Genomic DNA, 20,159 nt, shown 5'->3' with positions numbered 1-20,159 from the left:
GCTTAGCGGAACTTGTCCATGAGTTTTTGCATCGGGGTGCGGCTGTCTTCGGCGGGGGATTCCTCGGCCTGAGGCGTCGGGGTGCCGGGGGGTGGTTTGGGGGTGGATTTCGACGAGCGGGGGGGCGCCACGCGCAGGGCGACGGCGTTGAGAAACTTGGAATTATCGCCTGCGGCCAGTGACTTAGCCCCGTCGGAGATGCCGCGCATCAGATCGTCGAGCCAGTCCTGGTCGGCGCGGGCGAAATCATGCAGCACATATTGCGCGACAAGCTCCTTGCGGCCCGGATGGCCGATGCCGAGACGGACGCGGGCATAGTCGGGGCCGATGTGCTGATGGATCGAGCGCAGCCCGTTGTGACCGGCGTGGCCGCCGCCCTGCTTGACCCGGATCTTGCCGGGGGCGAGGTCCAATTCATCATGGAAAACAATGACATCCGCCGGGGTGAGCTTGTAGAAGCGCATGGCTTCGCCGACCGACTGACCGGAGAGGTTCATGAAGGTTTCGGGCTTGAGCAGGAGCAGCTTTTCCGAGCCGAGACGGCCCTCGCTCGCCTGACCCTGAAAGCGGGATTTCCACGGGCCGAAGCCGTGATCCTCGGCAATGCGGTCGAGGGCCATGAAGCCGATGTTATGGCGGTTGCCGGCGTATTTCGCGCCCGGATTTCCAAGCCCTGCAAAGATCAGCATGCGGGTCATCCCTTTTCCCATGTCGCGTTTGGTCTAGCCCCGGATGGGGGCGAAACGCAATGTCGGTAACACGTCGGTATCGCGGCGGCAAAGCGACGGTGCGGGTTTTGGCCCTCAGAGGCCCAAGGGCAGACCTGTCGCAAACGGGCGAGAGACGGGGGGCGTTCTGGTCAAATTGGGGGTGAGACCTGCCAAGGACATGCGCATGAAGATCGCCGAGCTTTCCCTCTTTCAACATGACCTGCCGGTCAAAGACGGCCCCTATACCATGTCCTATGGCGAGATCAGCGCGCTCGACACGACGCTGGTCAAGCTGGTGACAGACACCGGCATCGTCGGCTGGGGCGAGACCTGCCCGCTCGGGCCCAATTATGCCGAGGCCCATGCCGAGGGGGCGCGGGCGGCGCTTGGGGCGATGGCGCAGGCCTTGATCGGGACAGAGGTTCTGCCGCTGGCCGCGCATCGGGCGATGGATGGCGCGCTCTTGGGGCATGGCTATGCCAAGGCGGCGGTGGATATGGCCGTCTATGACGCGCTGGGCAAATCGCTCGGGCTGCGGGTGGCGGAGCTGCTCGGCGGGGCGGTGACCGAGCTTGTGCCGTCCTATTACGCGATCGGGATCGAGACGCCGGAAGAGGCCGGGCGGATCGCGGCGGAGAGACGTGCCGAGGGCTATCCAAGGGTGCAGCTCAAGGTGGGGGGGCGTGCGCCAGAGGTCGATGTGGCTTCCATTCGCAAGGTCTGGGAGGCGATCAAGGGCAGCGGCATGCGGCTGGCGATTGATGCCAATCGCGGCTGGACCACGCGGGATGCCATCGGGGTCAGCCAGGCCTGTGCCGATATTCCGCTGGTGATGGAACAGCCCTGCGCCAGCAATGATGAGATGCGGGCGCTGCGGGGGATGCTGCGGCATCCGCTCTATATGGATGAGACCTCTTTTGATGTGAGCACGGTGATCGGCGCGGCGGGGACCGGGATGGTCGATGGATTCGGGTTCAAGCTCACCCGGCTTGGCGGGTTGCAGCGGATGGCCACCGCGCGCGACATCTGTGCGGCGCGGCGCCTGCCGCATAGCTGTGACGATGCCTGGGGCGGTGATATTCTGGCGGCGGCCTGCACCCATCTGGGGGCGACGGTCGAGCCTAGCCTTCTCGAAGGGGTGTGGATCGCCGCGCCTTATATCGACGGGCATTATGATGACGCGGCAGGGATCGAGATCGTCGGGGGGCATATCGCCCTGCCCGCCGGTCCGGGGCTCGGCATTGTGCCGGATGAGGCGCGGTTTGGCGCGCCGGTTCTGGTGGTCTAGCGGCGCTCAGCTCTGCAGCGTTTCGGTGATGAGCCGTGCCACGCGGGTGGCGCGGGCGGGCAGGACGCGGTGTTTGCGGTGGAGCAGCCAAAGCGCGTGCCGGTGCGGTTTTGGCAGGTCCGCGAGGTGCAGCCGGTCGCGGCCAGCAAAGCCCGCGAGCCCGCTGCGGGGCAGGATCGTGTAGCCGAGGCCCTCGGCCACGGCGAGAGGGATCTGACCGATCTGGTTGATCGAACAGGCGCGGCGGAGGCGGTCCGCGCCGGGATACTCCTCGGGGAAGTTGCGGCCCAAGAGCGCGTCGGCATAGGCCGGGCCGTCGGGGTGCGAGACAAAGCCGAGCCTCGCGAGATCGGCAAAGCGGCGCGGCGTCGCGTGATCCTTGGGCAGGAGCAGGCAGAGCGCATCCTCGCCGCATTCCGTGCCGGTGAGCCGGGGGTGATCGGGCGCGGCCTCGGTGATGCCGAGATCGAAATCGCCCGCCACCAGCCCGTCGAGAATGCGCGGCTGGGGTGCCGCCTCGAGATGGAGGGTGAGGCGCGGCGCGGCCTGCATGAGCGCCACGAGACGCGGGTAGAGCAAGAGCGCCAGAGAGCCGGAACAGGCGATGCGCAGGGGGCCTGCACCGGGATCGTCGGCCTCGAGGCTCTGGAGGAGTGCCTGTTCCTCGGCGCGGCGGCGGCGGCCAAGGGCGAGCAGCGCCTCGCCCGCCGGGGTCGGGATAAAGCTCTTGCCGTCGCGGGAGAGGAGCGGTTTGCCGAGCTGGGCCTCGAGTTTCTGGATATGCTGGCTCAGCCCCGGCTGGGTCATGTTGAGCCGGGCGGCGGCGCGGGTGAAATGACCGGTCTCGCAGAGGGTGACGAAACTGTTGAGCCAGAGCGCGTTGATCATGTGCCAATCCGTTTTGTTATCATTTCCAGTCTAAATGATAATTAGACGAAATGACAGGGCGGGCGCATATCGGGGGCAAGCAGCCCATAGGAGAGCGTTATGACCGACACATCCCAATCCCCCCAGACCAGCCCGAGAAGTTTTTCCCATATCGGTTTGTCCGTGCCCGATCTCGACCGGGCGGTGGCCTTTTACCGCGATGTGATGGGGTTCTATGTGATCATGGAGCCCACCGAGATTGCCGAGGATGACAGCGATATCGGGGTGATGTGCAATGACGTCTTTGGCCCCGGCTGGGGCAAGTTCCGCATCGCCCATCTCGCCACGGCGGATCGGATCGGGTTTGAATTGTTCGAGTTTCCAGAGGCTTATACGCCCGAGGACAATCTCGCCCACAAACGGGTGGGGCTGTTTCACTTTGCCATCCAGGACCCCGATCTCGAGGGGCTCTTGGCGCGGATCGTGGCGGCGGGGGGCAAGCAGCGGATGCCCGTGCGCGAATATTTCCCCGGCGAGAAACCCTATCGCATGGTCTATGTCGAAGACCCGTTTGGCATCGTCTTTGAGCTCTATTCGCACAGCTATGAGCTCACCTATTCGGCGGGGGCCTATGGCTGAGCGCGGGCGGGGCGAGGGAACCAAGTTCAGCATCACACGTTGCAGCAGCATGGACGGCGCAGAGCCGCGCCAAGGTCAACTTTGAGGAAAGGACCTACGTTATGAAATTCATGCAGACCACTGCACTCGCCCTGTCGATGTCATTCGCCGGCTTTGCCGCGATGGCGGATATACCCACCGTTTCGGCCGTCGAGGTCGAGGCCGATCTCAGCGCCTATGAGAACAGCAATGCTCTCGATTTCTGGCCGACGCTGGACGATGATCTGGGCAAGGCGATTGCCGACAAGCTCAACTTTGATGACGCCACCGCGCCGCGCCTTGAGGTGCAGCTTACCAAAGTGGCCATTGATGGCGACACGGTGCTGCCCGACAGCGGCGAGTTCAACCATCTCGAAGGCATCATCGCGGTGCATTCGGGGCTCGACTCGGGCAATACCACGGAAGGCAAGGCAGACCCGGAAGTGCTACAATCCTTCCCGCTGACCGTTGTGGCGAAGACCGGTGAGGGCATGGAACTGCCCGAGGGCTGGTATCTGATCCCGCCGTCGCAGGAAGATTTCTATCAGGCGATGGTTGCGGCCTATGCCGAGAAGGTCGTCGAGCGTCTCGATTTCGAATGATGTGAGTTTTGCCCCACGGGGTTTTGTGCCGCCGCGCCAGAGGGTGCGGCGGCATTTTTGCGTGGATTTGGGCGGATTGGTGCCGATTTTTTGGGAACCCTCCCGCGCTGGAAACTTGTTGGGAGGGCAAGACAACAAGAGGAGATCCGCGATGAGCTATACCCGTTTTCTTGCCATGATCGTCACCTCGACGGTGGTGATGTATGGGCTGATGTATCTTAACAGCTATGCGCTCGATCACGTGTTTTTCAGCGAAACCCGGCTCTATATGGCGCTCTATATGGGGGCGGTGATGGCGGTGATCATGCTGGGGTTCATGCTGTCGATGTATGACAACAAGACGCTCAATATGGTGATCGTTGCCGGCAGCGTGGTGGTCTTTGCCGTGGGGCTGACGCTCTTGCGCAGTCAGGCGACGGTGGAGGACAAATCGTGGATGCGGGCGATGATCCCGCACCATTCGATTGCCATCCTGACCAGCGAGCGCGCCAATCTCAGCGATCCGCGGGTGAAGAGCCTGGCCGAGGACATCATCAAGGCGCAGCGCAAGGAGATCGCCGAGATGAAGGCGCTGATCACCGATCTTGAGGGCGGTCCGAAGGCCACACCAGAGGTGGATGGCAAATAAGCCACCCAGGCGCGGGGTCCGGTCCGAACCGGATGGACCCCGGCGCAGGCTTTCGGTTAACTGCGGGCATGTTACGGTCTGTATCTTTGCCCTATTGGATCACCGCGGCCCTCACGCTTGGGACGCTTGTCATATTGCTCTTGATGGGGCGCGCGCCGTGGTGTGACTGCGGCTGGGTCGATCTTTGGGGCACGGGGGGGACGAGCGAGGGATCGCAGCAGGTCTTTGACTGGTACAGCCCGAGCCATCTGTTGCACGGGTTCATTTTCTACGCGGCGCTCTGGCTTGTGGCGCGGCGGGTGCCGCTCGGCTGGCGGCTGGTGATTGCGACGCTGGTGGAATGCGCCTGGGAGATTTCCGAGAACACCAACGCGGTGATCGAACGCTATCGCGAGGCGACCATATCGCTCGATTACTATGGTGATAGCGTGCTCAATTCGGCGTCGGATATCGTGGCGATGTTCGTGGGGTTCTGGCTCGCGCGGCGGTTGCCGGTCTGGGCGAGCCTGGCGGTGGTGATCGGGTTTGAGCTGCTGACCATGTGGATCATCCGCGATGGTCTGGCGCTCAACGTGATCATGCTCTTGTCGCCGGTGGAGGCGATCCGAGAGTGGCAGGCGGCGGGATAGCAGGCTTTACAAAGCGCATCGTTTTGGCGACGACTTGGACATGAATGATCATGCCAAAGGATTGCTGCTGACCACGCTGGGGGTCTTGTTCGTGGTGCCGGATTCGCTCTTTGTCCGGCTGATCGAGGCCGATCCCATGGTCGTGGCCTTTTGGCGGGGGCTGGGGGCCGGGGTGATCGTGCTCTTGGGCGTGCTGGCTTTTCAGGGCGCGGGGGCGGTGCGGGCGTCGCTCAGCACCGGGCGGCCGGGGCTCATCTATATGCTGTTGATGGGGTCGACCGCGCCGGGGTTCGTTCTCGCCGTGACGCAGACCAGCGTGGCCAATGTCGTCTTTATCTTTGCCTCGATGCCGATTTTCTCGGCCATTTTCGGGCGGGTGTTTCTCGGCGAGCGGATCAGCAGCCGGATGGTTTACACGATGATCGTGGTGATCGCGGGGCTCGGGATCATCGCCTATGGCTCGGCCGAGAATGAGATTGCGTCGTGGAAGGGCGATCTCTGGGCGCTCTATGTGGCGCTGGCCTATTCCGGGGCGCTGACGGCGGTGCGGCAGCTGCGCCATGTGTCGATGATCCCGGCGGTGCCGATCTGCTATATCGGGGCGGCGCTGGCGCTGTTGCTGGTGGTAGACCCGTGGCCGGCGCTGGAGGGGCAATGGCTGCTCTTCCTCGGCCATGGGGCGTTTATCGCGATTGCCACCTGTCTGCTGACGCTGGGGCCGCGCTATATCACCTCGGCGGAGGTGGCTTTGCTGATCCTGTTGGAAAGCGTGCTGGCGCCGCTCTTGGTCTGGGCGGTGGTGGGCGAAGATCCGGGCCGCTGGGCCATTGTTGGCGGGGCGGTGGTGATCGGGGCGCTGGTGGTGTCGAATATGGTCGCCCTGTCGCGGCGGCGCGGCAGGGCGATGCCCCCGGAGATCGGGGCCTAAGCAGAGCCTTCGAAGATTAGAAATTCACCTCGACGCCGGGCAGGTTCAGCGATTTGATCAGGTCGCGCAATTCCTGACGGGCGGCGACGTTGGAGATGTTGAGCTGTTTCACCCCGATGTCCTTGAGATCAAGGAGGGTGAGGCCGCGCGGGAACAGCTCGCGGAAGATCACCCGTTCGTGGAAGCCCGGCGCGACGCGAAAGCCGATGCGCTTGGCGAGCGCGTCGAGGGCGCGGCCCATCTTTTCCTTGTTGACCATCTGCTGGGCGCCCATCCGGTTGCGCAGCACGATCCAGTCGATCGGCTTGAGCCCGGCCTGCGCGCGGAGCTGGCGGGCGTTCCAGACCATTTCGGAATAGACCGAGGGGCCGACGATTTTGTCGGCCTCGGCATCGACATGGGCGAGCAGGTCGAAATCGACGAAACTGTCGTTCAGCGGCGTGATCAGCGTGTCGGCGAGGCTATGGGCGACCTGGCTCAGCCGGGTGTGTGAGCCGGGGCAGTCGATGACGATGAAATCGCTGTCGGGTTCGAGATCGGCCACCGCTTCGGAGAGGCGGCGGTCATAGACGTTTTCGCCGGGCTGAAGGCTCGCCTGATCGACCTCGGGAAGCTCGTGATAGGAGGCGGAGGGCAGGGATTTTTCGGCGCTGGCGAGAAAGCCCGCGCGGTTGGCGGCGTAGCGGCCAAAGGTTTTCTGGCGCAGATCGAGATCCAGCGCGCTTACCTTATGGCCCATCCGTGCCAAGGCGGTGGCGACATGCATCGACACTGTCGATTTGCCTGCCCCGCCCTTTTCGTTCCCGACGACAATAATATGCGCCATGTCCCGTTCCCTCGCCCCACGATTTGGCTCGTGATATTGTTAAAAGACCTTATCGACCAAAGGGTCGATAAGAAAGAGTGCCCGCGCGTTGTGGCAGACACTCACCCCAATCTGTTGCATTGGAATATCGGTTAAGCGCGAGCCGGTCCACGGCCCTTTTGCGCGGGTGGCGCAAAAAGAGCGCCTGTGGCCCGACAAAAAAAAGCGCCCCCGGAGGGGCGCCTTGGGCGGGGTCAGCTCTTCATGCTGTCCCAGAAGGTTTTCACCGAGGAAAAGAAGCTCTTGCTTTCGGGGTTGTTGTCCTCGGAGAGGCTGTCGAACTCCTTGAGCAGTTCCTTTTGCCGGGCGGTCAGGTTGACCGGGGTTTCGACCGCCAGTTCGATGAACATGTCGCCGCGGGTGTTGCTGCGCAGCGCTGGCATGCCTTTGCCGCGCAGGCGCATCTGGCGACCGGATTGGCTCCCTGCCGGGATTTTCACCCGCGAGCGGCCGCCGTCGATGGTCGGCACTTCGATGTCGCCGCCGAGCGCCGCCACCGACATCGAGACCGGCACATGACAGAAGAGATGCATGTCGTCGCGTTCGAACAGCTTGTGCTTGGAGACCTCGATGAAGATGTAGAGATCGCCCGAGGGGCCGCCGCGCAGCCCCGCCTCGCCCTCGCCCGAGAGGCGAATGCGGGTGCCGGTTTCGACACCGGCGGGGATGTTCACATTGAGCGCGCGGTCCTTTTCGACCCGGCCTGCGCCGCCGCAGTTCTTGCAGGGGTTCTTGATCGTCTGGCCCATGCCCGAGCAGGTCGGACAGGTGCGTTCGACGGTGAAGAAGCCCTGTTGCGCTCGGACCTTGCCCATGCCGGAACAGGTCGGGCATGTGGTCGGCTCGCCGCCGCCTTCGGCACCGGAGCCGTTGCAGGAGCCGCATTGCACCGAGGTCGGCACGGTGATGTTCTTTTGCAGGCCCGAGAAGGCCTCTTCGAGCGTGACCCGCAGATTATAGCGCAGGTCCGAGCCGCGCGAGGCCCGTTGCCGCCCGCCGCCCGGCGCGCCGCGCCCGCCCATGAAATCGCCAAAGAGGTCGTCGAACACATCGGAGAAGGCGCTGGCGAAATCGCCCTGACCATGGCCGCCGCCACCGGGGCGCGGGCCGCCGCCCATGCCACCTTCGAAGGCGGCATGACCGAAGCGGTCATAGGCGGCCTTTTTGTCGGCGTCCTTCAGGACGTCATAGGCTTCGCCGGCTTCCTTGAATTGGGTTTCCGCCTCGGGATTGTCCTTGTTGCGGTCGGGATGCAGCTCTTTCGCCTTGCGACGGTAGGCTTTCTTGATCTCGTCCGCGGAGGCCCCGCGAGCTACGCCCAATACCTCGTAATAATCACGTTTGGCCATGCGCGCATTCCTTTCTTGGGAACGGACGGGGGCCGATCAGCACGACCGGCCCCGCGACAGTTCTCATCGTCACGCCTCAGGAGCGCTTGTCTTCGCCGAGATCTTCGAAATCGGCATCCACGATGTCGTCATCGCCACCGGCGCCGGCTTCATCGGCGGCGGAGGGTTCCGAACCGGCCTCTTCCTGGCTTGCCTTGTAGATGGCTTCGCCAAGTTTCATGGCCGCTTCGGTGACGTTCTGGATGCCGCTCTTGATCTTGTCGGCGGCAGCGTCGTCCTTGTCGAGATCGTCGCGCAGGGCCGCGATGGCCAGTTCGATCGCCTCGACGGTGGTCGGGTCGACCTTGTCGCCATGCTCTTCCACCGATTTCTCGGTCGAGTTGATGAGGCTTTCGGCCTGGTTGCGGGCCTCGACCAGTTCGCGACGGGCCTTGTCGGCCTCGGCATTGTCCTCGGCGTCCTTGACCATCTTTTCGATGTCTTCGTCGGAGAGACCGCCGGAGGCCTGGATCGTGATCTTGTGCTCTTTGCCAGTGCCTTTGTCCTTGGCCTGAACCGAGACGATGCCGTTGGCGTCGATGTCGAAGGTCACCTCGATCTGCGGCATGCCGCGCGGTGCGGGCGGGATGTCCTCGAGGTTGAACTGACCGAGCATCTTGTTGTCGGCCGCCATTTCACGTTCGCCCTGGAAGACCCGGATCGTCACGGCCGATTGGTTGTCCTCGGCGGTGGAGAAGATCTGGCTCTTGTTGGTGGGGATCGTGGTGTTGCGGTCGATCAGACGGGTGAAGACACCGCCCAGCGTTTCGATGCCGAGCGACAGCGGGGTCACGTCGAGCAGCACAACATCCTTGACGTCGCCTTGCAGAACACCGGCCTGGATGGCGGCGCCCATGGCCACCACTTCGTCGGGGTTGACGCCCTTGTGGGGCTCTTTGCCGAAGAATTTGGTGACTTCCTCGATGACCTTGGGCATCCGGGTCTGACCACCGACGAGCACGACCTCGTCAATGTCGCTGGCCGAGAGACCGGCATCCTTGAGCGCGGCCTGGCAGGGCTTGAGCGAGGCTTTGATCAGGTCGCCCACGAGGCTTTCGAGCTTGGCACGGGTCAGTTTCATGACCATGTGCAGCGGCTGACCGTCCGACCCCATCGAGATGAAGGGCTGGTTGATTTCGGTCTGGCTCGAGCTCGAGAGCTCGATCTTGGCCTTTTCTGCCGCTTCCTTGAGACGCTGCAGGGCCATCTTGTCTTTGGTCAGGTCGACGCCGTGCTCTTTTTTGAACTCGTCGGCGAGGTAGTTGACGATGCGCATGTCAAAGTCTTCACCGCCAAGGAACGTGTCGCCATTGGTGGATTTGACTTCGAAGAGGCCTTCGTCGATCTCGAGAATGGTCACGTCGAAGGTCCCGCCGCCGAGGTCATAGACCGCGATCGTGTGGGTTTCGTCCTTGTCGAGACCATAGGCCAGCGCGGCCGCGGTCGGCTCGTTGATGATGCGCAGCACTTCGAGACCGGCGATCTTGCCGGCGTCTTTGGTGGCCTGACGCTGGGCGTCGTTGAAATAGGCGGGAACGGTAATGACCGCTTGGGTCACTTCCTCGCCGAGATAGCTTTCGGCTGTCTCTTTCATCTTGCCCAGGATGAACGCACTGATCTGGCTCGGCGAGTATTTCTCACCGCGGGCCTCGACCCAGGCGTCGCCGTTGCCGCCGTCGATGACGTTGAACGGCATGTTCTTCTTGTCCTTGGCCAGATCCGCGTCGTCGGCACGGCGGCCGATCAGACGTTTGACGCCAAAGACGGTGTTTTCCGGGTTGGTGACAGCCTGGCGTTTGGCCGGTTGACCAACGAGCCGCTCGCTATCTGTAAATGCGACGATCGACGGCGTGGTGCGGGCACCTTCCGAGTTCTCGATCACGCGCGCCTGGCTGCCGTCCATGATGGCAACGCAGGAATTGGTTGTACCGAGGTCAATCCCGATCACTTTCGACATGTTTTCGATCCCTTCTTTCTTCAAGGCGATTGTTCGAGGCCTGGACCCGTTATGGCATCCGGGCACCGATCTTTCGGCATGGCCCCGTCTCGCGTGGCTCACGCGTCTCGGCGTATATAGGGAGGGGATTTGTGCGCTGCAACAGGGCTGATGCCCCCTCTGTCTTTAATTTGCGAGATTTTGCGCCTGTGCCACGGGTCAAGACGGCATCGCATTGACGCCGCCCGCCGGTGATGCAAAGCCTGTCCAAACGCCGCAACCCGGAGAGATGTCATGACCGACGAGGCCAATGCCCGCCACACCGAGAAAATGCGCAAGATCAAGGCCGCGCGCGACAAGATGATGGCGACCAAGACCGAAGAGAAGGGTCTCATCATGGTGCATACCGGGCCGGGCAAGGGCAAATCCTCGTCCGGCTTTGGCATGATCATGCGCTGTATCGCCCATGGCATGCCCTGCGCGGTGGTGCAGTTCATCAAGGGCGGGCGCGACGTCGGGGAACGGGCGTTTCTGCGCGAGAGATTCGCGGATGAGTGCCGGTTTTTCGTCTCGGGCGAGGGGTTCACCTGGGAAACGCAGGACCGCGAGCGCGATATTGCCGCCGCGCAGCGGGGCTGGGAGATTGCCAAGGAACAGATCCTCGACCCGGAGATCCAGTTCGTCCTGCTGGACGAGATCAACATCGCGCTGCGCTATGATTACCTCGATATTGACGAGGTGGTCGATTTCCTGCTGAGCCAGAAACCGGCGATGACCCATGTCTGTCTCACTGGCCGCAATGCCAAGCCCGAGCTTATCGAGGCGGCGGATCTGGTGACCGAGATGACGCTGATCAAGCATCCGTTCCGCGATGGGGTCAAGGCGCAGCAGGGCGTGGAATTCTAAGCTCTCCAATCCCAAGGACAAGGTGATGGCCTCCCCTGCCCCGACCACGCGCCACGGCGGATTTGCCTTCTACACCGGCTATCTCGACCGGGCGGCGCAGGAGGCGCTGCGCGATGATCTGCGCGAGGTGGTGGCGCAAGCGCCGCTCTTTGCGCCGGTCACCCGGTTCGGCAAGCCGATGTCGGTCAGGATGACCTCGGCGGGGCGCTATGGCTGGTTCACCGACCGGCGCGGCTATCGCTATATCGAGGCGCACCCGTCGGGCAGCCCCTGGCCCGCGATCCCCGACAGCGTGCTCTCCATCTGGCGCGATCTGGTGAGTGACACCCGGCTGCCCGATTGCTGTCTCATCAACCATTACACCGACAAGGCGCGGATGGGGCTGCATCAGGATCGCGACGAGGCGGATTTCAGCTGGCCGGTGCTGTCGGTGTCGCTCGGCGATGAGGCGCTGTTTCGGATGGGCGGCCAAGAGCGGAGCGATCCGACGCGCTCGGTCTGGCTGCGGTCCGGGGATGTGGTGGTGATGGGCGGCGCGGCGCGGCTCGCCTATCATGGGGTGGACCGGATCAAGCCCGGCACATCGACCCTGTTGCAAGGCGGCGGGCGGATCAACCTGACACTGCGCGTGGTCGATTGAACCGCCCGTCCCCAATGGCTTGGCCGCGAGCTTAGCTGCCGGCGATCATCTCGGATTGCTTGACGATGACCTCGGCCTGTTTGATCGAGGCGATGTCGACGAGACGGCCCTTGTAGACGGTGGCACCTTCGCCTTTGGCCTTGGCCTCTTCCATCGCGGCGAGGATTTCGCGGGCCTCGGCCACGGCCTCGTCCGAGGGGGTGAAGACCTCGTTGGCGAGCGCGATCTGTTTCGGGTGGATGGCCCATTTGCCGACCATGCCCAGCGTCGCGGCGCGGCGGGCCTGGGCACGGAAGCCTTCGTCATCGGAGAAATCGCCAAACGGCCCGTCCACCGGCAGCACGCCATGGGTGCGGCAGGCGGCGACGATGGCGGCGGTGGCCCAATGCCACGGGTCGGGCCAGTAGCTCTGACCTTCGCGGATCATATAGTAGTTTTCCTGCGTGCCGCCGATGCCGGTGGTGGCCATGCCCATGGAGGCGGCGAAATCAGCGGCGCCGAGGCTCATCGCTTCGAGACGGGGCGAGGCGGCGGCGATCTCTTCGACATGGGCGATGCCTGCGGCGCTCTCGATGATGACTTCGAAGGAGATCCGCTTGTCCTTGCCACGGGCGCGTTCGATGGAGGTGACCAGCGCGTCGACCGCATAGATGTCGGCAGCGCAGCCGACCTTGGGGATCATGATCTGATCGAGACGGTCGCCGCATTGTTCCAGCAGGTCGACCACGTCACGATACCACCAGCCGGTGTCGAGCCCGTTGATCCGCACGCTCAGCGTCTTGTTGCCCCAGTTGAGACCGTTGATCGCCTCGATGGCGTTGGCGCGGGCGGCGTCCTTGTCGGTGGGCGCCACGGAATCCTCGAGATCGATGTTGATCACGTCGGCGTCGCTCGCGGCCATTTTTTCGAACAGTTTCTTGTTCGACGCGGGGCCGAAGAGCTGACAGCGGTTGGGACGCGCGGGGGCGGGGGGTTGCAGACGGAAACTCATGGGCGGACCTCCGGTGGATCAGGAAATTTCAATTTTCTCCCGCCAATCGGTATTAAATTGCGCGCACACCCGCAAGGTTATTTTGCACTCGCAGCATTGACCGGTTACGACGCGGATGTCGCAAACAGGTGCGACAGCCCCGCGCGCGACCTGCGAGGCCGGGAGGGTTCCGGCCGGTCGGGCCAAGCCAAGGCTCCGGTGCCGAGACAACGGAAGGGTAAAGAATGAAACGTGCATTGATCGACAATTGGGCGCTGTTCCTCGGGATGCTCGGGCTGATGGTGGCCAATGGGCTCTTGGTGACGCTCCTGTCGATCCGGGGGGCGGAGCTTGGGTTTTCGTCGCTGACCATTTCGATCATGCAGGCCTGCTATCCGCTGGGGGCGCTGATCGGGACGATCACCGTGCCGCTTCTGATCGAGAAGGTCGGGCATATCCGCGTGTTTTCGGCGCTGGCCTCGATGGTGTCGGTGGCGGCGATCGTGCATATCCTGACCTTTGATCCCTATAGCTGGAGCGCGATGCGGTTCATGGCGGGCATCTGCTTTCCGGGGCTTTATGTGGTCACCGAAAGCTGGCTCAACGCGAAATCGGAGAACCGGATCAGGGCGCAGGTGCTGTCGGTCTATTTCATCATTCAGACCATTGGCCCGGCGCTTGGCACGGCGCTGGTGGCGGTGCCCGATCCGTCGGGCAACCTGCTGTTCGGGCTGACCTCGGTGCTGATGTCGGTGGCGGTGGTGCCGCTGCTTCTGTCTGGCAACCGGGCGCCGGACTATTCCGCGCCGGACCGGATGACGGTGCGCAGGCTCTATACCGTGTCGCCGATGGCGGTGCTTGGCATTATCCTGATGAGCGCGGCGGTGGCGTCGTGGTTCATCGCGCTGCCGCTCTATGCGCTCTATCAGGGGTTTTCGGCGGCGGCGGCCTCGGGGGCGCTTGTCGCGGCGATGATCGCGGGCGGGCTGGTGCAATATCCGATTGGCTGGATTTCCGACAATACCGACCGGCGCTATGTGGTGATCGGGCTTTGCGTCGTCGCCACCTGTGCGGCGGTCTGGATGGCGGTGGACACGGCCCCGGCGCGCACGGTCTGGGGCTTTGCCATCATCGGCGGGGCGACCTTGCCGATCTATTCGATCCTCGCGGCCCATGCCAATGATCACCTCACCCCCGGTCAAGTGGTCCCGGCGAGCGGCACGATGGCGTTCTTGCAGCAGTTCGGACAGGTGTTCGGGATGCTGCTCGGGCCGAACCTCATCGCCTTTGGCGGTGGGCGCGGGCTGCAGGGGATGGTGATCGTGGTGAGCCTCGCGGTGATCTTTATCGCGGTGGCACGCCGGGTGCGCAGCGAAGCGCCGGCAGAGACCGGCGAAGTGGTGCATTTCGGGGCGATGGGCCTTGGGCAGGCGGGGGTTCTGCAGGCCGAGACGGTGGCTGCCGAAGCCGAGGCGGAGGCCGCATCCGAGGCGGGAGCAGCCGGGCGGAATCGACAAGAGTGATCGCGGGACAAAATTGCGCCAAGGTGACGGTTTTGCGAAGAACATTCGACGCATACCGTGGGATACCTGAATTTCAACAGGATATATCAGGCGGAATGTAGGAAGCTTCCACGACTTTTGATTCTGACTGGGGATGTACCATGATCGAAACACCGTATCTTCTTTTCCTGGGCGACGCGCCCGACATGCTGGCCGCCAAAGTGGCCATCGGCATCCGTGACTGGCGCCCCGAGCATGCCATTGGCCAGATCCGTCTGCCGGGCTGTGGTGCCGACCTCAAACTCACCGATATGACCCTGGCCGAAGCCAAGGAAGCCGGTGCCAAGACGCTGGTCATCGGCGTCGCCAACCGCGGCGGCGTGATCTCGGCGGCGTGGAAAGAGGTTCTCATCCAGGCGCTCGAGATGGGCTATGACATCGCGTCGGGCCTGCACAACCTGCTGCGCGACGAAGGCGACCTTGTGGCGGCGGCACAGACCCATGGCTGCACCCTGCATGACGTGCGCGTGCCGACGGTGGGCTATCCCATCGCCAACGGCAAGAAACGCACCGGCAAGCGCTGTCTCGCCGTGGGCACCGATTGCTCGGTCGGCAAGATGTACACCGCGATGGCGATGGAAGCGGCGATGCAAGAGCGCGGCATGAAGGCCACGTTCCGCGCCACCGGCCAAACCGGCATCCTGATCACCGGCCATGGCGTGCCGCTCGACGCCGTGATCGCCGATTTCATGGCCGGGTCGATCGAATATCTGACCCCGGACAATGACGAGGATCACTGGGACCTGATCGAAGGTCAGGGCAGCCTGTTCCACGTCTCCTATTCCGGTGTGACGCTGGCACTCATCCATGGCGGTCAGCCCGATGCGCTCATCCTGTGCCACGAGCCGACCCGCGAGCATATGCGCGGCCTGCCCGAGTACACCCAGCCGAGCCTGCAACAGCTGCGCGACACGGCGCTGCCGCTGGCGCAAGTGTCGAACCCGGCCTGTCAGGTTGTCGGCGTCTCGGTGAACACGCAGCATATGAGCGAAGCCGATGCCAAAGCCTATCTGGCCGAGGTCGAAAAAGAGATGGGCCTGCCCGCCACCGATCCCTATCGTTTCGGGTCGGACAAGCTGGTGGATGCGCTGGCCGCTCTGTGATTTGATGCGCAACGCGTAAACCAAGCCTAAAGAGGCCGCCCCGGTGGGGCGGCCTTGACGCGGCCCGCCCTTGGGTGCGGCCGAGAATTGACCGAAAAAAGGAATATCACCGTGGAGTTTTCCGTCAGCCGAGACGATTTCAAACTGGCCCAGGTTTTTACCATTTCGCGCGGGTCGCGGACCGAGGCGAATGTCCTCACGGTGCGGGTGCGCGACGGGGCGCATGAGGGGATCGGCGAATGCGTGCCCTATGCGCGCTATGACGAGACGCTCGACAGTGTCGAGGCCGAGATCCTCGGGCTGAGCGGCACGGTGGATCGTGCCGCGCTCTATGACCTGTTGCCCGCCGGTGCGGCGCGCAACGCGGTGGATTGCGCGCTCTGGGATCTTGAGGCGAAACGAGCGGGCAAGCGGGCCTGGGAGCTCGCGGGGCTGCCGCAGCCGGGGCCGGAGATCACCGCCTATACGCTGTCGCTCGACACGCCGGAAAAGATGCGCGAACAGGCGGCGAAACACGCCTATCGGCCGCTTCTCAAGATCAAGCTCGGCACGCCCGACGATATGCCCCGGCTCGAAGCCGTGCGGGCCGGGGCGCCGAAGTCGACGATCATCGTCGATGCCAATGAGGGCTGGTCGGCGGAGGTCTATGCCGATCTCGCGCCGCATCTGGTGCGGCTTGGCGTGGCGCTGGTGGAACAGCCGCTGCCGGCCAAGGATGACGAGGCGCTGCGCGGCATGGAGCGGCCGGTGCCGGTCTGTGCCGATGAGAGCTGTCATGACCGCACGAGCCTGCCGGGGCTCAAGGGCAAATATGATGTGATCAATATCAAGCTCGACAAGACCGGCGGGCTCACCGAGGCGCTCGAGCTGAAAAAGGCGGCGCTGGCAGAGGGTTACAAGGTCATGGTCGGCTGTATGGTCGGATCGAGCCTGGCGATGGCGCCGGCGGTGCTGGTGGCGCAGGGGATTATGGTCACGGACCTTGACGGGCCGCTGCTTCTGGCCGAAGACCGCAAGACACCGCTAATTTTTGACGAGGCCGGGGTGCATCCCCCCGCGCCGGAACTGTGGGGATAAACCTATGACGCGCACCGTATATCTGAACGGCGAGTACCTGCCCGAAACCGAAGCCAAAGTGTCGATCTTTGACCGTGGGTTCCTGATGGCCGATGGGGTCTATGAGGTGACCAGCGTGCTGGGCGGCAAGCTCATTGATTTCGAAGGTCACGCCAAGCGGCTCGAGCGGTCGCTCAACGAGCTCGACATGAAGAAACCGGCGGCGTTTGACGACCTGCTGGAGATCCACCGCGAGCTGGTCCGGGTCAATGAGATCGAAGACGGTCTGATCTATCTGCAGATCACCCGCGGGTCGCCCGGCGACCGCGATTTCGTCTTTCCCGACCCCGAGACGACCGAGCCGACCTTGGTGCTCTTCACCCAGAACAAGCCCGGCCTCGCCGACAATCCGGCGGCGAAAAAAGGTATGAAAATCATCTCGATAGAGGACGTCCGCTGGGGCCGTCGCGACATCAAGACCGTGCAGCTTCTCTATCCGTCGATGGGCAAGATGATGGCCAAGAAGGCCGGTGCGGATGATGCCTGGCTCGTCGAGGATGGTCATGTGACCGAGGGCACGTCGAACAACGCCTATATCGTCAAGAACGGCAAGATCATCACCCGCGCGCTCAGCAATGACATCCTGCACGGGATCACCCGCGCGGCGGTTCTGCGCTGTGCCAAGGAGGCGCAGATGGAGGTGGAAGAGCGCAATTTCACCATCGCCGAAGCGCAGGAGGCCGATGAGGCCTTTGTCACCTCGGCCAGTGCCTTTGTGATGCCGGTGGTGGAGATCGATGGCGCGCAGCTGGGCGATGGGGTGCCGGGGCCGGTGGCCAATCGTCTGCGCGAGATTTACCTCGAAGAGAGCCTGAAAAAGGCGATCTGATCCGCGATCCGAGATGTGAAAAGCCCCCGTACAGGCGTCCTGTGCGGGGGTTTTTCGTTGCGGCGTTAACCCAGACTCTGGGGGCTGAAATCCGACGTCGGTCACACGTCGGCAAAGCGTCGGTATGACGACGGTGAGGCTTTGGCCCCCTGCCGAGGGGGCCGAGATCGTGCGGCGGGCGCGCGGTGGCTTAGCTGCGGATAAATTTCAGCGTCGAGAAGCGCTGCCGTTCCGTCGCCACCGTGGCGGCGAGCGCCTCGGGGTCGCCCTTGGTCAGGGCGGCGGCGATATGGCCCGCGAGCATCGGCGCATCCTCAGGCGTCACGCCCCAGCGCACCAGCTCCGGCGTGCCGATGCGCAGCCCGTTCATGTCCCCCGGCACCGGATCGATCGGCAGGCCGATGCCGCAGGCGAGGAACCCCGCGCGGCGCAGCGTTTTCGACGCCGCCTGACCGCCGCCAAAGCCCGCCGCCTCGATGGCGAATTGATGCGAGCGGGTCATGCCGCGATCGGCAGCAAAGACCGGCAGGCCCTCGGCATTGAGCGCACGGGCGAGCGCGGCGGCGAGGTCGATCATCGCGGCGCCATAGGCCCGGCCATAGTCGCGCCAGTCGAGCAGCGAGACGGCCAGCGCGGCGGATTTCGCGGCGTCGAAATTGGCGGTCATGCCCGGAAAGGCGATGGCGTCGATGCGCTGCATCAGCGCGTCATCATTGCTCACGATCAGGCCGCCGGCGGGACCGCCGAGGGATTTATAGGTGCTCATCGTCATCAGATGGGCGCCCTCATTGAGCGGGTTCTTCCACGCGCCGCTGGCGATGATGCCGCATTGATGGGCGGCGTCAAAGAGCAGAGCCGCGCCGACCTCATCGGCGATCTGCCGGGTCTCGCGCACGGGATGTTCAAAGAGGTTGAGGCTGCCGCCCAGAGTGATGAGCCGGGGCCGTTCGCGCCGCGCCAGATCGCGCAGCCCGTCGAGATCGACCGTATAGCCATCGGCATTGACCGGGGCGTGCAGCACGCGCAGCCCGTAGAGCCCGGCGCAGCCCGCGTCGTGATGGGTCACGTGACCGCCGATCCCGGCCGGGGGCGCGATGATCGTGTCGCCCGGTTTGCAGGTCGCCATGAAGGCATAGAGATTGGCGATGGCGCCGGAGGGCACGCGGATTTCGGCGTGACGCGCGTCAAAGATTTCGGCGGCGAGCGCCGCGGCGATCACCTCGATTTCCTCGATGGCCTCGAGCCCCATCTCATATTTGTCGCCGGGATAGCCGAGCGAGGGGCGCGAGCCGATGCCGGAGGCGAGCATCGCCTCGGCGCGGGGGTTCATCACATTGGTCGCGGGGTTGAGGTTGAAACAATCGCGTTCATGGATGTGGCGGTTGTCCTCGGCGAGCCGGGTGATGCGGGTTTCCAGCGCGGCGCTGTTGGCGGCCTGGGTCTGGGCCGCGAGGCGCTGCACCAGGGTGTCAGAGGCTTCGGGCACCCAGCTGCGGGGGGCGAGGGTCATGGCGGATACTCCTGTAGGTTTGCGACAGGAAACGCGGATTTGCGTGGCGGCGCAAATCAGATTACCTTTTTCTCAGTTTAGAAAAACTGGGCCTAACTCATGTCCGTCTCGCCTCCTCGCCCCAAGGGGCCTCCTCTCAACGCGCTGCGGGCTTTTGAAGCGGCGGCGCGGCTCGGGGGGTTTGCGCTGGCGGCGGAAGAGCTCAGCGTGACGCCGGGGGCGGTGTCGCAGCATATCCGGGCCTTGGAGGATTGGGCCGGGGTGGCGCTCTTTGAGCGGCGGGCGCAGGGCGTGCGGCTCACGCCAGAGGGGGCGGCGCTGGCGCCTCGGTTTGCCCGGGCCTTTGACGCGATGGGCGAGGCGGTGCGCGAGCTGCAGGGGCTGCGGCCCGAGCCGGTGATCAGCATTGCGGCGCTGCCGAGCGTGGCGCAGCTCTGGCTCTTGCCACGGATGGCGGCGTTGCGGGCGGCGGTGCCGGGGGTGCGTCTTTCGGTGACGGCGCTCGAGACGCCGCCGAACCTGCGCCGCGAGCTCTTTGATCTCAGCCTGTTCATCGGCGCGGTCAGTGATGACCCGCAGGAGGCGGCGCGGCAGGAGGTTCTGGCGCGTGACAGTCTTGTGCCGGTGGCGGCGCCTGTGCTGGCCGAGGGGATCGGCGGCGCGGCGGATCTGGCGCGGGCGACGCGGCTGCATGATGCGAGCTGGGAGGGTGATTGGGCGGGCTGGGCCGAGGCCGCCGGGGTGGCGCTGCCGGAGGCCGGGGCCGGGCCGCGCTATTCGCTCTATGCGCTGGCGGCAGAGGAGGCGCGGCATGGGGCGGGGGTGCTTTTGGGGCATCGGGTGCTCATCGCCGGGATGCTGGCGCGCGACGAACTGGTGACGCTCGGCCTGCCGGAGGTGGCGAGCGACGCGGCGCTGATCCTTGGTCATGCGGGCGGGCCGAAACGCGCGGATCTGACCCGGCTCATCGCGGCGCTGCGGGCGGCGGTGTGAGCCGGGGCCGTCACGAGAGGTGATTGTACCCA

Annotated in this window: 20 protein-coding genes; 13 read left to right on the top strand and 7 right to left on the bottom strand. The window is 64.2% G+C overall.

Annotated elements, in window-relative coordinates; all coding sequences use genetic code 11:
* Positions 1-2: 2 nt before the first annotated feature.
* Positions 3-689: an aminoacyl-tRNA hydrolase gene (gene pth / locus ISM_RS08470; protein ID WP_040618402.1), complete on the bottom strand. Its 687-nt coding sequence runs from the start codon at positions 687-689 to the stop codon at positions 3-5.
* 205 nt (positions 690-894) lie between these two features.
* Between pth and ISM_RS08465 the strand changes: the two genes are divergently transcribed.
* Entirely contained in the window at positions 895-1,998 is a 1,104-nt protein-coding gene (locus tag ISM_RS08465; protein WP_040618401.1) for a mandelate racemase/muconate lactonizing enzyme family protein, read from the top strand.
* Positions 1,999-2,004: 6 nt separating this feature from the next.
* Here ISM_RS08465 and ISM_RS08460 read toward each other — a convergent pair whose 3' ends face one another.
* Entirely contained in the window at positions 2,005-2,886 is an 882-nt protein-coding gene (locus tag ISM_RS08460; RefSeq protein ID WP_009813722.1) for a LysR family transcriptional regulator, read from the bottom strand.
* A gap of 99 nt (positions 2,887-2,985) precedes the next feature.
* Between ISM_RS08460 and ISM_RS08455 the strand changes: the two genes are divergently transcribed.
* The 5 genes from ISM_RS08455 to ISM_RS08435 all read left to right on the top strand — a co-directional run bounded on the left by ISM_RS08455 (position 2,986) and on the right by ISM_RS08435 (position 6,309).
* The gene (locus ISM_RS08455) at positions 2,986-3,504 is read left to right on the top strand and encodes a lactoylglutathione lyase family protein (RefSeq protein ID WP_040617969.1); all 519 of its coding nucleotides are present in this window, start codon (positions 2,986-2,988) and stop codon (positions 3,502-3,504) included.
* A gap of 101 nt (positions 3,505-3,605) precedes the next feature.
* Positions 3,606-4,124, top strand: coding sequence for a hypothetical protein (locus ISM_RS08450; protein WP_009813720.1), 519 nt, complete (start codon positions 3,606-3,608; stop codon positions 4,122-4,124).
* A gap of 151 nt (positions 4,125-4,275) precedes the next feature.
* Positions 4,276-4,752 carry a DUF305 domain-containing protein gene (locus tag ISM_RS08445; RefSeq protein WP_009813719.1) on the top strand — a complete coding sequence of 159 codons (477 nt, stop codon included), beginning with the start codon at positions 4,276-4,278 and terminating at the stop codon, positions 4,750-4,752.
* A gap of 68 nt (positions 4,753-4,820) precedes the next feature.
* On the top strand, positions 4,821-5,381 hold the full coding sequence (locus ISM_RS08440) for a DUF2585 family protein (RefSeq protein WP_040617968.1): 561 nt from the start codon (positions 4,821-4,823) through the stop codon (positions 5,379-5,381).
* Positions 5,382-5,421: 40 nt separating this feature from the next.
* The gene (locus ISM_RS08435; protein ID WP_009813717.1) at positions 5,422-6,309 is read left to right on the top strand and encodes a DMT family transporter; all 888 of its coding nucleotides are present in this window, start codon (positions 5,422-5,424) and stop codon (positions 6,307-6,309) included.
* Between the two features lie 16 nt (positions 6,310-6,325).
* Here ISM_RS08435 and ISM_RS08430 read toward each other — a convergent pair whose 3' ends face one another.
* The 3 genes from ISM_RS08430 to dnaK all read right to left on the bottom strand — a co-directional run bounded on the left by ISM_RS08430 (position 6,326) and on the right by dnaK (position 10,519).
* Complete coding sequence (locus ISM_RS08430) at positions 6,326-7,135, bottom strand: division plane positioning ATPase MipZ (RefSeq protein WP_009813716.1); 810 nt, start codon at positions 7,133-7,135, stop codon at positions 6,326-6,328.
* Between the two features lie 233 nt (positions 7,136-7,368).
* Positions 7,369-8,523, bottom strand: a complete 1,155-nt coding sequence (gene dnaJ, locus ISM_RS08425) for a molecular chaperone DnaJ (protein WP_009813715.1) — start codon at positions 8,521-8,523, stop codon at positions 7,369-7,371.
* A 76-nt stretch (positions 8,524-8,599) separates the two neighbouring features.
* Positions 8,600-10,519, bottom strand: coding sequence for a molecular chaperone DnaK (gene dnaK, locus ISM_RS08420; protein ID WP_040618400.1), 1,920 nt, complete (start codon positions 10,517-10,519; stop codon positions 8,600-8,602).
* Positions 10,520-10,792: 273 nt separating this feature from the next.
* Between dnaK and cobO the strand changes: the two genes are divergently transcribed.
* Together cobO and ISM_RS08410 are read left to right on the top strand one after the other, a co-directional pair.
* Positions 10,793-11,404 (top strand): cob(I)yrinic acid a,c-diamide adenosyltransferase, encoded by a 612-nt coding sequence (cobO, locus tag ISM_RS08415; RefSeq protein WP_009813712.1) that lies wholly within the window; start codon positions 10,793-10,795, stop codon positions 11,402-11,404.
* A gap of 25 nt (positions 11,405-11,429) precedes the next feature.
* Positions 11,430-12,044, top strand: a complete 615-nt coding sequence (locus ISM_RS08410; RefSeq protein WP_009813711.1) for an alpha-ketoglutarate-dependent dioxygenase AlkB family protein — start codon at positions 11,430-11,432, stop codon at positions 12,042-12,044.
* Positions 12,045-12,075: 31 nt separating this feature from the next.
* Here ISM_RS08410 and ISM_RS08405 read toward each other — a convergent pair whose 3' ends face one another.
* Positions 12,076-13,035 carry an L-malyl-CoA/beta-methylmalyl-CoA lyase gene (locus ISM_RS08405; RefSeq protein WP_009813710.1) on the bottom strand — a complete coding sequence of 320 codons (960 nt, stop codon included), beginning with the start codon at positions 13,033-13,035 and terminating at the stop codon, positions 12,076-12,078.
* A gap of 224 nt (positions 13,036-13,259) precedes the next feature.
* Between ISM_RS08405 and ISM_RS08400 the strand changes: the two genes are divergently transcribed.
* From ISM_RS08400 to ISM_RS08385, 4 genes are all read left to right on the top strand, one after another.
* Positions 13,260-14,537, top strand: coding sequence for an MFS transporter (locus ISM_RS08400; protein WP_009813709.1), 1,278 nt, complete (start codon positions 13,260-13,262; stop codon positions 14,535-14,537).
* 140 nt (positions 14,538-14,677) lie between these two features.
* Positions 14,678-15,679: an N-acetyltransferase DgcN gene (gene dgcN, locus ISM_RS08395; protein ID WP_009813708.1), complete on the top strand. Its 1,002-nt coding sequence runs from the start codon at positions 14,678-14,680 to the stop codon at positions 15,677-15,679.
* A gap of 111 nt (positions 15,680-15,790) precedes the next feature.
* Positions 15,791-16,756, top strand: coding sequence for an N-acetyl-D-Glu racemase DgcA (gene dgcA / locus ISM_RS08390; protein ID WP_040617967.1), 966 nt, complete (start codon positions 15,791-15,793; stop codon positions 16,754-16,756).
* A gap of 4 nt (positions 16,757-16,760) precedes the next feature.
* Positions 16,761-17,624 carry a D-amino-acid transaminase gene (locus ISM_RS08385; protein ID WP_009813706.1) on the top strand — a complete coding sequence of 288 codons (864 nt, stop codon included), beginning with the start codon at positions 16,761-16,763 and terminating at the stop codon, positions 17,622-17,624.
* Positions 17,625-17,814: 190 nt separating this feature from the next.
* Here ISM_RS08385 and ISM_RS08380 read toward each other — a convergent pair whose 3' ends face one another.
* Positions 17,815-19,134 (bottom strand): serine hydroxymethyltransferase, encoded by a 1,320-nt coding sequence (locus ISM_RS08380; RefSeq protein WP_009813705.1) that lies wholly within the window; start codon positions 19,132-19,134, stop codon positions 17,815-17,817.
* Positions 19,135-19,233: 99 nt separating this feature from the next.
* Here ISM_RS08380 and ISM_RS08375 point away from each other — a divergent pair, with 99 nt between their 5' ends.
* Complete coding sequence (locus ISM_RS08375) at positions 19,234-20,127, top strand: LysR family transcriptional regulator (protein ID WP_009813704.1); 894 nt, start codon at positions 19,234-19,236, stop codon at positions 20,125-20,127.
* The last annotated feature ends 32 nt before the right edge of the window (positions 20,128-20,159 follow it).

It is taken from the genome of Roseovarius nubinhibens ISM (genome assembly GCF_000152625.1).
GTDB classification, from domain to species: domain Bacteria; phylum Pseudomonadota; class Alphaproteobacteria; order Rhodobacterales; family Rhodobacteraceae; genus Roseovarius; species Roseovarius nubinhibens.
The sequence above is the reverse complement of the archived record's forward strand: the minus strand, read 5'-3'. Positions and strand labels throughout refer to the sequence as shown.